The sequence below is a fragment of the uncultured Lactobacillus sp. genome (assembly GCF_947367085.1).
Classification (GTDB): Bacteria; Bacillota; Bacilli; order Lactobacillales; family Lactobacillaceae; genus Lactobacillus.
Genome location: NZ_CANBCP010000046.1, coordinates 1 through 13,302, shown reverse-complemented (window position 1 = coordinate 13,302; position 13,302 = coordinate 1). Strand labels below are relative to the sequence as shown.

The window sequence follows — 13,302 nt, the reverse complement described above, 5'->3', positions numbered from 1 at the left end:
AGTTCTTGTTCTCAAAAGCGGCTTTATAAATATATCATCTTGTGTTTGACTTGTCAACTTATTTTTTCATCTTTTTTTCGTTTTGATGTTCTTTTTCGTTACTAATCTCAAACACAATTAAATATGTTACATTAAAACTTTTTATTTTGCAAGAACTTTTTTTAATTCTTGTAAAAATTAAGTTACCTGTCTCACAGGCGCAATAAGTATATTACATGAATACAATATTCAATGCAAGTACTTTTTTAAAAATATCTTTTATAAGCTTCATCAATCTGCTCTGGTAAAGCTTGTTTTAAAGGCTCAAAGCCTGTCTTAACATTTAATGATGTCCAAAAATGAACTCGGTTTTTTCTGTTTAAATCCTGCTTGTCTACTGCTCTATGGGACAAACTAATTTGATTTGAATACGGATCAATATCCAAAACCATCACCTTAATTAGATCTCCAACTCTAAAAGTGCTGCCTATGTCTTTAACAAAACCAGATTGAATTTCAGAAATGTGAATTAAGCCTTCAGTATTATCATCTAATTTGACAAAAATGCCATATTGCTGAATACCATTAATTTTTCCTTGCAAGATCTCCCCAATTTTATATTTCAAGTTTCCCCACCTCTTTTCTTCTCCATTTTAGAACTTTATTATTATAAATACTAAACTAATCATTTATTTTGTATAATAGCTTTTATATGTTTGAAAGGAGAACTGATATCTCAATGTTTGATCTTGCCATAATTGGAGCTGGACCGGTGGGACTTTTTGCCACACAATTTGCTAACTTACATAACTTAAAAACAGCAACTTTTGAAGCTTTAGATTCTGCCGGCGGTCAGGTACAAATGCTATTTCCTAATAAAAATATTCAGGATATTCCTACTTATTCTTCCATAAAAGGTAATCAACTAGTAAAAAAACTTAAAGACAATATATCTGAACCTGTAATAGTTAATAATAAAATTCAAATGATCGAAAAAAAGAATGATTATTTTCTATTAAACAATACCTATAAAGCAAAAACAGTTTTACTTACTACAGGTTTAGGGGCTTTTCATCCTAAAAAATTACCCGCAAAATTTGATAATGAACACATCCATTATTTCATGCCGGATGCCCAAATTTATCAAAATAAAATTGCCACAGTCTTAGGGGGTGGTGATAGTGCGTTAGACTGGGCTATCGAACTTGCACAATATTGCAAAGAAGTAAATCTTATCCACAGACGAAATGAGTTTAGAGGGTTAGAAAGCAATTTAAAGACATTACAAACTTTAAAAAATGTAAAAATATTAACTCCATATCTTCCCAAAGATATTAACGTAGTCGATAATTTGATACAGTTGCAATTAAAAGGAGTCGGAAATAACGACAGTTCGATGATTGAAACAAACGACATTTTTGTCGCTTATGGATATAAATCTGATAATCGTCTCCTTAAAAAATGGGGTTTAACTTTAAACCAAGAGGGTATTTTAGTAGACAGATCTATGGCAACTAACATCTCCGGGATTTATGCTGCAGGTGATAACGTAAGTTATCCAGGTAGAGTTCCTATGATTGCCCTAGGATTTGGAGAAGCTCAAATTGCAATTTCAAATATTATGGCAAAGTTATTTCCTGAAAAAAAGATAACTTTACATTCCACAAGTATCTAAAAGACAAGAAAGGTTTTGAGAATGAATTTAATAGATTTTATTTTACACATTGACGATCATTTAGTAGCGATAGTTAATTCATGCGGAAATTGGACCTATTTAATTCTGTTTGCAATTATTTTTATTGAGACCGGTTTAGTCATTTTCCCTTTTTTACCTGGTGATTCATTGATTTTTGCTTGTTGTGCGATGGCCGCATCTCCAAAATATAATTTACCCTTCTGGCTATGTTACATTGTCTTTTTAATTGCAGCCATCGCTGGTGATAGTGTCAACTACGAAATTGGACGCTGGTCAGAAGCCAAAGGATCAGAGCATCCTTGGTTTAATCGCTTAATTGACGAAAACAAAAAAAAAGCCGCCCAGAATTTCTTTGATCGACATGGCGGCATTACTATTGTTTTAGGTAGATTTATTCCATTCATTCGAACATTTGTCCCATTTGTTTCAGGCGCAAGTCAAATGCACTATCCAACTTTTATTAAATATAATTTACTAGGTGGATTTTTATGGGTCAGCTTGTTCTCTTTTTTGGGATTTTTCTTTGGAAATATCCCGGTTGTTCAAGAACATTTTTCACTGATCGTTATTGCAATTATCCTCGTTTCGGTAGTTCCAATGGTAATTATTTGGCTTAAGAAAAAAGTAGTATTAAAAAAAGAGCTTCGATAATGATACAAGAGAGTTTCATTATCAAGCTCTTTTTTAGTGCTTTAAAATAAATCTTGCAAAATACAATTCATAAATAACACCCGCAACTGCAAAACAAGATGCGAAAAATCCTTCTGTAAGAATATTAATTATTGGATCCGTAGCTGGATCAAATAACCAATTATTGTTATTAAACAAAAGATGATGAAAACTTATGAAAAAACTATCAAAATTAGTGACTGCAAATGGCAAAATCACAACGGGAATTACCATAAAAATTAAAGCCACTGTTGGTGATAACACAAGATAAGATAATTTCTTTCGATATCTTAAAAAGAAATAAATTATGATACCTATGATAAATACTATCAAAGCTAACTGAAACATTAATTTACATTCGTAAAAGTGCTCGGCGGCATTGGTAGAAGTTGGAAAGTTGGACATTTGCAGTTTTTTATCAAAGGGTGAAATCAAATAGCCTAATAGCTGGTTGTAGTTACGCATTACAACATTAAGCGGTTGTTTTACAAGTTGATCAGTATGTTGTAATTTCACAAATAAAGCCAAAAGTGGCCAGCTGAAAATAAGCGCTCCAACTGTCGCAGTCGCTAAGGCCATAAAAAAATTATATATTATCGAACTTATTGGTTTTTTCTTCATAACTGCCACTCACTCAAATTATCTACAACATAAGTCGGCTGAACTGAAACTTGTGTTAGGTCTTTTTTCTGAGTAACGCCTGTTAAAGTTAAAAGTGTATCAATCCCTGTATTGATGCCCGCACAAATGTCTGTATTATAATTATCACCAACAATTAGAGTTTCAGCCTTAGTTTTATTTTCTAGTTTTAAGGCATAATTAATAATCGGCTTGGCTGGCTTACCAATATAAAATGGAGCTTCTCCACTCGCTGCTTCAATCATTGCACATTGTGAACCATTTCCAGGTAATAATTCATCAGCTGCAGGTAAAACCTTATCTGCATTCGTACCAATGAATGTAGCACCCTGACGTATACAACGGGTAGCCGTCCGAATTTTGTGATATGTCAAATCAGTATCCATGCCAACTATTACGTAGTCAGGATTTTGATCATCTAAAACAAAACGTGGATCGGACAATAATCCTCTCCACAAACCGATTTGTCCAATAAGATAAACACCGATTTTGTCTTTATCAGGGTTTTGATCTTTTAAATAAGACGCCGTTGCCATCACTGGAGTATAGACATGATCAATATCTGTATTTACTCCATGTTTTTTCAATTTATCTACCACCATTTGCGGTGTGCGCGTTGTATTATTGGTCAAAAACAAATAAGGAGTATGCGTTTGATCTAAACGATGAACAAACTCGACTCCTGTAGTAATCGTATCGTTTCCGCGATAAATTGTTCCATCTAAATCTATCAAGTAATAGCTATACTTTTTCACATTTTTCCCTTTCTTTTCTTAATAACGAAGCTTTTATTCTTGTGTCCTTTATGACGACTTTTAATTGCAACAGAATGGTTAGACTTAATTTTAGTTTTTCTAACTCGTCTTTCAGTAAAGTTCTGTTTCTTGTTATAATGCTTTTTCTGACGCTTATTTTTTCTACCCAAGACCACTTTCTTTACTGGATTATCACCCAGTAAATGAATCACAAAATAAGCACTGCCTGGATTGCAGTATTCTTCTAAATAATCAACGATAGTGGTGGCTTTTTTATCGATTGAGACATGATCATTTTCATCATAAAAACCTTTTAGACGTAAGTGCTCACTAGAAACATCCCCCACTATATAATCATATTGATTAAGAAAAGGATCATATTTTTCTCTTAGCATTTGAACATCTAATCCGCCACGTACGTTAGCAAGAATTTCGTATTTTCTTCCATCAATTAATAAAACATCTTCTCCTAACACAACATGAGCTAAAGGATGTCGTAAAAGACGTTGTTTTTTATCTGTATTGTTAGTGTGTTCTTTATCTCTCATTTTAGTTATTTTCTTTTAGGGGATACTTTTTGGCTAAAAAATCTCCAACAACTGTTCTCAGATATTGTGGGAAAAGAAACTCATTTTGTCCAACAATAGCTAACGTTGGGAAAAATGGGATTAACACATAATGGTCTAAGACAGCAATTACATATTCTTTATCCGGTTCGACTTCTTTACCATTTACATAAACAGTTCGCGACTCTGGATCCACTTTGATTCCTTTATAAATTATCTCGCCAAAGATTTTACCACGAAAACTCATCCCCACTAGATGAAATTTCTTTAAGTAATGACGATTTTTTTCGATTTCCATGACTAAGCGCCACAAATCCTCGCCTTTTAAAGTCGTTCTTACTACATGCATTGGATGTGGAAGAGCTTGTTGTAAATCGGCTTGGGTAAAAATACCAGACTTAAATGGTGTTAAAAATAATCCTGTACTTAGCATCCCGATATCAGTTTTAGCAAAATAAGTAATAGCATCTAAACTAGCTTCAATAGCTTGCATTTTGTTTTCCTCAAAATTAGCCGGTAATTGAGCTATTTTTTGTTTGTTTAAAATGGCCAAACCTTTTTCTCTCAAAGATGAAATATATTTTGCATCCTGTTTAAACTCAACCATCTTGCTAGTTGCATGAGTTTTGGGCTTTATAGAAACTACTTTATGATCTTGTAAAGTAACCTGAATATCGCCTACATATCTTCCCCACTTACCTGTTTGAGTGATCCAAGTGTGATTAACTTTTTCGCCATTTTCTAACAAATCATGGCTATGACCACCAACAATTAAGTTGATTTCGGGATAATTTTGCGCTAAGTAGCGATCCATTGTTAGTCCAATATGACTAACAACGATTAACATGTCATATTTTCCCTTTAACTTAGGCAAAAGCTTATCCATCGTGTTACCAATCAATTTGACATTCTAACCATTTGGGCCATAAGTCATTGGGTAAGCTGCAGTTAGTCCGATTACAGCAATTCTTGTCTTTTGTTTAGTGGTAAAAATTTTATAGGGGATGCACCAGTCGGGCATACTATTATCTTTTTGTCTTAAATTAGCCAAGACAACAGGAAAATTAGCATGATCGAAAAGTTTTTCCAAGACTGCATGCGAATTAGAGATTCCTTCATTATTGCCAATGGTGATAGCATCATAGTTAAACCAATTCATCAGTTCAATATTAGCTTGGCCTTTAGTTGCTTCAGATAAAGGATGTGAACGATCCATAAAATCCCCAGCGTCAAAAGTAAAAACTTGATCAACCGTCTTATCTTCTTGAGCTTGATGCAAAAAGCGTTCTATTTTAGGAAAGCTTTCAAAATGTGAATGTAAATCGTTAGTGTGCAAAATTCTGATTTTTTCCATTTGTTATCCAATTCTATTAGCCCTTAAAATAGCTTTATATGCGTCCAAAACTTTTCCTTTAGGCTTTTGCCATTCAACCCACTCTGGATTTTTCCAGTCATCTTCATTTAACAAAGTTTCTAGATCATAGGTTTCATTAATATATTCTTCGTAAGCTTGTAAAGCTTTTGTGCGGGCGAGATTCAACTGTAAAATTCTTACTCTTTTGATTTTTCCTCGATCAACCGCTAGTTCAGCAATTCCATTTTGATCGACATTAGAAATCTCATAGTACTTAGTTCCATCATTACGAGTTATTTCTTCAATTAAATTTAATTGTTGATATTTACTAGCCATAATTTCAACTCAATTCTAAAAATATAATAATAAATCTTAATCTTCTAGCAAAAAATGCACAAGCATGCTATTGTTAAAACAAGAATAGAGGTGGATGCATGAAGATTAAGAAATGTGGGTTTTTAGTCTTTATTTTAAGTTTTATTTTTGTTTTTAACTCCGGCTTCTTAGTTGTCGGTCATCGCGGCAATCCTTCGAAATATCCTGAAGAAACAATCCAAAGTGATAATTCAGCTTTTGCAGATGGAGCAGACTACGTTGAATTAGATTTGCACGTTTCAAAAGATAACGTTCTAGTTGTTTCTCACGATCGGGATTTATCGCGTGTTGTCGGCTCTTCGGTTATTGTATCACAAAACAATTTTGCCTATCTTCATAGCTTAAAACAAGCTAATGGTGAAGCCATAATTTCCCTAGATCAATTATTTGAATATTATCAAAACAAGCCTAACACCAAATTCTTATTAGAAACAAAAAAGACAAAACACAATAATCCCAAGAATATGGAGCAACTCATTGCTGATAGCATCAAAAAATACCACATGCAAGACCGTGTAATGATCCATAGTTTTTCTGCCGATAGTCTAAAAACAATGAGCAAATTACTTCCAAATGTTCCTCGAATATTCATTGTGGGATCATTAAAAAGGATCAATTTTGAAGTTCTATCTTACGTTAATGGAATTAACATCTCTTCAGATTTAATTATCCAAAATCCATTATTAATAAAACAGCTTCATGCCCTTAATCAAAAAGTATTCGTTTGGGCAGAGATGACTGAATCACCTAAACTTTGGAATTGGTTGATTAATAATGATATTGATGGTGTTGTCACAAACTTTCCTGCAACAGGCTATAAGTACAAACTAGCAAAGCTAGGAACCAAAAAATATACAATTGACAAAGATGGTTACTATTATGGCAGAATTCCAACTAGTGCAAGTGAAAACCCATATCTTCACGTTAACACAAAAACGAGTCTTAAATTTTTAGAAAAAGTCCATGTTTCAAATGCTGTTATTTCGCAAGGAAAAACGTTCTATCAAATTGGAAATAAGGCATTTGTTCCAGCTGACTTAATTAGCTTTGATCTTCAACCAGAGTGGGTCATGCCCTACTGGAATTTAAAAATTATTAGTAAAGATCAAAAAGTTGCAACATATAGTGAACCTCAAAATGGTGCACCTAAGATCAATCATTTGAATCCAAATAAAAAATATGAAATTTTAGGTGTTAATGGTGGTAGTCAGCCTTATTGGATTTATACTAAGAAAGGATGGGTTAAAGCAAAAGATATTTTGTATTATGGCTTATTCAACAAAGATTCAATTGCTTTCAAGCAATACCAAATGCTTAAAGAAAGTAATAAAGCTACAAATATCGTTTTACCATATACCAATATTTTTCAAAGAACTCAAAATTTTAATTTTTGGAAAACCTATAAAAGCGTAAATGCTGTAATATTTAATTAAGAGATAAAAACAAAAAAGGAGTCAATTATGGAATTAGATTACAAAAAACTAGCTGCTGAAAAAAAAGACGCTATTTTAAAGGATCTTCAAGAATTAATCGCTATTAATTCAGCTGAAGACCTAAATAATACTAGTAAAGAATATCCCGTCGGCCCTGGTCCTGTAAAAGCAATGAAGAAGTTTTTATCATTTGCTCAAAGAGACGGCTTTGATACTGAAAACTTTGATAATTATGCTGGACGTATCAATTACGGCCACGGAAAAGAGCGTGTCGGCATCATCGGACACATGGACGTAGTACCTGCAGGCGATGGCTGGAAGAGCGATCCATTTAAAATGACAATCAAAGATGGCAAGATTTACGGTCGTGGTAGTGCAGATGACAAAGGTCCATCTCTAGCTTGCTATTATGGAATGCTGATTTTGAAAGAACATGGCTTTAAACCAAATAAAAAAATTGATTTCGTTTTAGGTACAAATGAAGAAACCAATTGGGTCGGAATTGATTATTACTTAAAACATGAACCTGCTCCAGATGTTGCCTTTTCACCAGATGCTGAATTTCCAATTATCAATGGTGAACAAGGAATTGTAACTTTAAAGCTTGATTTTAAAGATGACTTTAACCAAGGAGATGTCAAACTTTGGACATTTAACGCTGGCATTGCCTCTAACGTCATCCCTCAAACTGCTACTGCTCAATTAGAAGGTGACGATTTAGTATCCATTAAGCCAAAATATGAAGCATTTTTGAAAGAACACAACTTAGAAGGTAGTTTTGAAATGCTTTCTGGACGTGCTCAACTCGTTTTAACTGGCCACGGTGCTCATGCTTCTGCTCCAGAAACTGGTCGCAATGCCGCAACCTACCTCGCCTTATTCTTAGATTCTTTAAACTTCGGAGGTCAAGTTAAGAACTTCTTACACTTCATTGCTAGCGTTGAACATAAAGACTTTCACGGTGAGAAGTTGGGAATTGCACATCACGATGAATTAATGGGTGATTTGACCAGTTCACCAGCTATCTTTAAAGTCGAAGGACAAGATGCATACATTTTAAATAATGTTCGCTATCCTCAAGGTACTGATCCTGAAACAATGGTTAAACAAATTACCGATAAATTTGGTGACATTTTAGACGTCCGCATTCAAGGCAGCGCTGAAGAACCTCACTATGTACCAGGCGATGATCCAATTGTTAAGACTTTACTATCAGTTTATGAAAAACAAACTGGCAAAAAAGGTCATGAAGAAATTATTGGTGGTGGCACTTATGGCCGTTTGTTTAAACATGGTGTTGCCTTTGGTGCCCAACCAGAAGGCGCTCCACTAGTAATGCACCAGCCAAATGAATATATGAAAGTTGACGACTTAATCAACTCCATTGCAATTTATGCTGAAGCTATTTATGAATTAAGCAAATAAAATTACAAATTCTTTAATTCTCAAAAGGACACTCAAGTGAGCGTCCTTTTTTGCTATAATAAAACAAAAGCTAAAGAATAAAGGGATCTTATTAGTGAAGAATTTAAAAGATAAAATATACAACTTTTTAACCTCAGGGCCAAAAGTCAGTGATTTAGCAAGAAAGTCTGATGAAAGTCCATTTGCCTTTTACTGTGGAGTAATTTATTTAACTCTTCATCGGATTTTTCACTATTTTATTGTGATTGCTGCTTTTGTCTTATTTTTATTAGTTGGTTTTGGTGGCGGCTATGCATTAGGAATTGTTCGTCAGCAATCTGTCCCAAGTGTCAGTGAATTAAACCAACAAATTAATCATTCAAGTAACTCCGCAACTTTATATTATGCAAATAATGTAAAACTCACCAAAGTTACCTCTGACGTTAAAATAGATAAAGCTACAGATAGTGAAATCACACCACTAGTTAAAAAAGCTGTAACAGCTACTGAAGATGAGAATTTTTATACTCACCACGGTGTTTTGCCTAAATCATTAGTGCGCGCCGTTATTTCAGAACTAACTGGTATCGGTGTTCAAACTGGTGGTTCAACTTTAACTCAGCAATTAGTTAAGATGCAGTTTTTAACTAGTCAAACAACTTGGCGTAGAAAAGTAACCGAAATGTTTTATGCTCATAAAATCGAGCAAAATTTCTCTAAAGAAACAATTCTGCGCGCATATTTGAATGCTGCACCTTATGGTAAGAATAATAGTGGTGAAAATATCAATGGTATTAAAACTGCTGCTGAAGGTATTTTTGGCAAAAATATTGCTGATCTTAATTTAGCTCAAGTTGCTTTTATTGCAGGTCTACCACAATCTCCTTCTATCTATACTCCTTATAATTCTAAAGGAGAAGTTAAAAAGGACCTAGCTTTAGGAATGAGAAGAAAAGATATTGTCTTATTTAGAATGTATCGTAACGGCGATATCACTGAAAAAGAGTATCAAGATGCTAAAAAATATGACCTCAAGGCTGACTTTCTTGCTCCGAAAAAGGTTGCCCCACCTAAAAAGCAAAATTCTTATCTTTACAACTTGCTCATGAATAAAGGCTCTGAATTAATTGCCGCTAAATTAATTGAACAAGATGGTTTAGATATCAATGAAGTTAAAAAAGATACTAATCGTTACAACCAATACCTTTCAAATGCAAGCGATCTACTTCACCAAAAAGGTTATCAGATACATTCAACTATCAGAAAATCTCTCTATAACCGCATGCGTAGTGTTGTCAAACAATCAAATTTAGGTCAAGATAAAACGAGTCGCGACTTTGATCAAGCTACTAACCGTTGGGTCAACACCACAGAACATGTAGAAAACGGTAGCGTTGTAATTGACAATACTACAGGTAAGATACTGGCCTTTTCTGGTGGAGTTGACTTTAAGAATTCTCAAGTTAACCACGCTTTTGATACTTATCGTTCACCTGGTTCCTCAATTAAACCGTACTTAGTTTATGGACCAGCGATTGAACACGGAATCATTTCAAGTAAAACAGCCCTAGCAGATTTCCCTAAAAACTTTGGCAACTATATTCCAACTGACTACAATTCAACTATCGAAAATAGATTCTTCCCAGCCCAAGAAGCTTTAGCTAAATCATATAACTTACCTGCAGTTAACCTCTACAGCAAGCTCTTACACAGCAATATTGACTTACGTGCAGATATGAAAAAGCTTGGCTTAGATTTAAGTAAAAGCGAGTATGAAAACTTAGGTTTAGCTCTTGGTGGTACTGATTATGGTTTTTCTGTTGCTGATAACGCCAGTGCATTTTCAAACTTTTACAATGATGGTAAACGTCAAGATCCCTACTATATTGATGAAATAACTGATCCTACTGGTAAAGTTCTTTATAAACACAAACAAAAATCTTATAAGGTCTTTTCTCAAGGAACTTCTTACATTATGCAAAAGATGCTTCACCAAGTTGTGAAAAAAGGTACTGCTTCTAGTTTAAATGGCACTCTCCAATTTGATGATTCAACTTTGATTGGAAAAACCGGTACGAGTAACGACTATCGAGATATTTGGTTCAATGGCTCAACTCCAGGAATTACGATTTCTAGCTGGATAGGATATGACAATTTCTATGGGCACTCTTATAACCTAGAATCAAATGCCAGTGAAACGAACTTATCACTTTGGTCACAGATTGCTAATGCTCTATACGATGAAGATCCTTCAATGTTCAAACTTGAAAATACAATCGATCGACCGGCTTCTGTACACAAGTTTAAAGTCCTAGAAAAAACTGGTACCCTCCCAGGAACAGTTAACTTTGATGGAGAAGATGTAGATTTAAGTGGTAAAGAAACTACTGCTTATAGTCTAAAACCAGCTCCACGTGCATCTGCAGAATTCGGCATTGGAGCAACTCACAGTGATTATCAATTGTTCTACGACTATGAAAATGGCGTAAGTAACGACTATGGTCACCAATTAATTTACAGTGGTAAGACAATTTCTAAAAAGCATAAACTGAGCGATTTATTTACCACAGCTGATGGTTCAAATACGCGTCGAGGTGAAGAATACTACGGTAGAAGAACCAATGTAAATTCACGTGAATCATCTAATAATGAACGACAAGTTCGCGCAAATGATCAACAAGCTCGTTCAGGCCAAGGTGGTAATAATGCTGGTAATAATAATCAACAAAACATCACCAACAATTCTTCCAATTCTGAAAATAATAACAATCCACCTAACGCAAATGATGCAAATTCAAATATAGATACTGAAAATACACAAGTAAATAATGCGCAAGAAAACCAATAACAAAAAAGCAAGGCTTCAATTAGCCCAATGTCATTAAGTTAAGACATTGACGAATTCAGCGACGCTTTTCAAGACATTTATCGAATTATTTTATTCGGTAAATGTCTTTTTTGGTAGCACAAATAAGCTATCAAGAAGATAGTTGGCTCTATTAACTTAAGCTGCTAGACGATAAGGAAAATCAATCACTAATTTATTTTTTAAATATCGTTTATATTTTCTTCCTGCTCGAATTGGCGTAAGATAAAACGATATGTTTAATAATAGCTGAGTAAAGCCTTTATCAGAATTATCACTTGAATTAAAATATTGGCGCCAAATACAACAGGCCATTTTAAAATCTATTTGATATTGATATTTTCCTTGAGAATATGGTTTTGAACTTGCATTTACTGATAAACTCACGGCATTATACATTGCAAAATGGGCATACATCTCCATATAAACAAATTGATCTTTTTTAGAATGGAATTGTATGCCACTTAAATCATATTTAAGTTCTCTAAAAGAAGTTTCTATTCCCCAGCGAAGATGATAGATCTCTTTCATTCTAGCAAGAGGATATTCATTTCGATTCAAATTAGTGATAAGTACTTTCCATTCATCAGATAAACCCGGTGGATTAATTCTAAATTTACAAACCCGAAACCTCACATTGCATAAATCTTCAAAGTCCCAGCGTTGATCTCTGGTGTTTTTAGAGCGGACGGCCTTATAGTGATGTCTTTTGTGCAAAATCAAATGAAGAAATTTTTCCGTATCTTTATGGGTTATATAGTAACGATGTAATGAAGTTACTTTGCAAGAAAGGTCGATATCGTATTCTTGTTCTGACATAGCGGCAATTTCTTTAATGGCGCCTTTCCCAGATTTCGTTCGTATAACATAGTGACAATGCTTTAGCCGATTGCAATTCTCAATTAAATTAAAGCTGCTATAGCCACGATCCATTAAAACTAAAAACTCTTTTTCTTGCTCGTCTAGATTTTTTAGCATTGTAAGTGCGGCTTCACCTTCATTCATCTTCTGATGAGGTTGAATAACCAAATCTAAATATAACTTGTTTAGGACATCATAGAGAGCATTTACATGAATCTGACAATATATTTTGCCTTCATTATTATTAAAAATATTTTCGGACTTAGGATTAAATGGTTGATTAAAATCAGAGCCATCAATCGCTACCAGTAAGTACTTATCATCCAACAACTGCAGTGTAGTGCTTGCTCGACTAAGTTCAAACATAATTTCCTTAAAGCATGCAGGTTTTAATTTAGCTTTCTGTTGCTCAAAAGCTGAGGCTGTCATTCTAAGATTTATATCAGGAAAAGCATGCAAGATTTCTGAATTCAGACTGCCAGCTCCCATGTTTAGAATTAGTTTAATCAGATTAATGGCGTTGAGTTTGCGACAACGAGTAAATGCTTGGTCCGAAACAGAGAAAGCATGAATATTAGCAGCAATTTTATTGATAATACTATCCATCAGTTTTAAAATATTTGAGTGAAGGGATTTCATAAGAACCACAACTTTCTATGAAAGACCAATGATATGACGAAAGTGAGCAGAAAGACAAAAACTCTG

General features: G+C 34.0%; 11 protein-coding genes and 1 pseudogene. 5 read left to right on the top strand and 7 right to left on the bottom strand.

Features of this window, described 5'->3' with window-relative positions; genetic code table 11:
- Positions 1 to 245: 245 nt before the first annotated feature.
- The gene (locus Q0Y70_RS07540; RefSeq protein ID WP_297819197.1) at positions 246 to 605 is read right to left on the bottom strand and encodes a CvfD/Ygs/GSP13 family RNA-binding post-transcriptional regulator; all 360 of its coding nucleotides are present in this window, start codon (positions 603 to 605) and stop codon (positions 246 to 248) included.
- A gap of 107 nt (positions 606 to 712) precedes the next feature.
- Between Q0Y70_RS07540 and Q0Y70_RS07535 the strand changes: the two genes are divergently transcribed.
- Positions 713 to 1,654: an NAD(P)/FAD-dependent oxidoreductase gene (locus tag Q0Y70_RS07535; RefSeq protein ID WP_297819200.1), complete on the top strand. Its 942-nt coding sequence runs from the start codon at positions 713 to 715 to the stop codon at positions 1,652 to 1,654.
- Positions 1,655 to 1,675: 21 nt separating this feature from the next.
- Positions 1,676 to 2,326: a VTT domain-containing protein gene (locus Q0Y70_RS07530; RefSeq protein ID WP_297819194.1), complete on the top strand. Its 651-nt coding sequence runs from the start codon at positions 1,676 to 1,678 to the stop codon at positions 2,324 to 2,326.
- 33 nt (positions 2,327 to 2,359) lie between these two features.
- On the opposite strand, the gene Q0Y70_RS07525 is transcribed toward Q0Y70_RS07530, so the two are convergent.
- The 5 genes and pseudogenes from Q0Y70_RS07525 to Q0Y70_RS07505 all read right to left on the bottom strand — a co-directional run bounded on the left by Q0Y70_RS07525 (position 2,360) and on the right by Q0Y70_RS07505 (position 5,994).
- Positions 2,360 to 2,965: a TIGR01906 family membrane protein gene (locus Q0Y70_RS07525; protein ID WP_297819191.1), complete on the bottom strand. Its 606-nt coding sequence runs from the start codon at positions 2,963 to 2,965 to the stop codon at positions 2,360 to 2,362.
- Entirely contained in the window at positions 2,962 to 3,738 is a 777-nt protein-coding gene (locus Q0Y70_RS07520) for a TIGR01457 family HAD-type hydrolase (protein WP_297819188.1), read from the bottom strand. Before Q0Y70_RS07520 ends, Q0Y70_RS07525 begins: the two co-directional genes overlap by 4 nt.
- Complete coding sequence (locus Q0Y70_RS07515) at positions 3,735 to 4,286, bottom strand: YutD family protein (RefSeq protein ID WP_297819185.1); 552 nt, start codon at positions 4,284 to 4,286, stop codon at positions 3,735 to 3,737. Before Q0Y70_RS07515 ends, Q0Y70_RS07520 begins: the two co-directional genes overlap by 4 nt.
- Position 4,287: 1 nt before the next feature.
- Positions 4,288 to 5,658: pseudogene (locus Q0Y70_RS07510) on the bottom strand (bifunctional UDP-sugar hydrolase/5'-nucleotidase).
- 3 nt (positions 5,659 to 5,661) lie between these two features.
- The gene (locus tag Q0Y70_RS07505) at positions 5,662 to 5,994 is read right to left on the bottom strand and encodes a hypothetical protein (protein WP_297819183.1); all 333 of its coding nucleotides are present in this window, start codon (positions 5,992 to 5,994) and stop codon (positions 5,662 to 5,664) included.
- A 98-nt stretch (positions 5,995 to 6,092) separates the two neighbouring features.
- Here Q0Y70_RS07505 and Q0Y70_RS07500 point away from each other — a divergent pair, with 98 nt between their 5' ends.
- From Q0Y70_RS07500 to Q0Y70_RS07490, 3 genes are all read left to right on the top strand, one after another.
- A complete protein-coding gene (locus Q0Y70_RS07500; RefSeq protein WP_297819179.1) occupies positions 6,093 to 7,466 on the top strand; it encodes a glycerophosphodiester phosphodiesterase in 1,374 nt (457 codons plus the stop codon).
- A 27-nt stretch (positions 7,467 to 7,493) separates the two neighbouring features.
- Positions 7,494 to 8,891, top strand: a complete 1,398-nt coding sequence (gene pepV, locus Q0Y70_RS07495; RefSeq protein WP_297819176.1) for a dipeptidase PepV — start codon at positions 7,494 to 7,496, stop codon at positions 8,889 to 8,891.
- Positions 8,892 to 8,985: 94 nt separating this feature from the next.
- On the top strand, positions 8,986 to 11,718 hold the full coding sequence (locus Q0Y70_RS07490) for a transglycosylase domain-containing protein (protein ID WP_297819173.1): 2,733 nt from the start codon (positions 8,986 to 8,988) through the stop codon (positions 11,716 to 11,718).
- Between the two features lie 156 nt (positions 11,719 to 11,874).
- Here the strand turns inward: Q0Y70_RS07490 and Q0Y70_RS07485 are convergent, their stop codons facing one another.
- Positions 11,875 to 13,236 carry an IS4 family transposase gene (locus Q0Y70_RS07485; protein WP_297819171.1) on the bottom strand — a complete coding sequence of 454 codons (1,362 nt, stop codon included), beginning with the start codon at positions 13,234 to 13,236 and terminating at the stop codon, positions 11,875 to 11,877.
- Positions 13,237 to 13,302: the final 66 nt, after the last annotated feature.

Excerpts from the sequence above, each read along its gene's own strand:
- Q0Y70_RS07530 (WP_297819194.1), top strand. The coding sequence starts at position 1,676 with ATGAATTTAATAGATTTTATTTTACACATTGACGATCATTTAGTAGCG.
- Q0Y70_RS07525 (WP_297819191.1), bottom strand. The coding sequence starts at position 2,965 with ATGAAGAAAAAACCAATAAGTTCGATAATATATAATTTTTTTATGGCC.
- Q0Y70_RS07515 (WP_297819185.1), bottom strand. The coding sequence starts at position 4,286 with ATGAGAGATAAAGAACACACTAACAATACAGATAAAAAACAACGTCTT.
- Q0Y70_RS07505 (WP_297819183.1), bottom strand. The coding sequence starts at position 5,994 with ATGGCTAGTAAATATCAACAATTAAATTTAATTGAAGAAATAACTCGT.
- Q0Y70_RS07500 (WP_297819179.1), top strand. The coding sequence starts at position 6,093 with ATGAAGATTAAGAAATGTGGGTTTTTAGTCTTTATTTTAAGTTTTATT.
- pepV (WP_297819176.1), top strand. The coding sequence starts at position 7,494 with ATGGAATTAGATTACAAAAAACTAGCTGCTGAAAAAAAAGACGCTATT.
- Q0Y70_RS07485 (WP_297819171.1), bottom strand. The coding sequence starts at position 13,236 with ATGAAATCCCTTCACTCAAATATTTTAAAACTGATGGATAGTATTATC.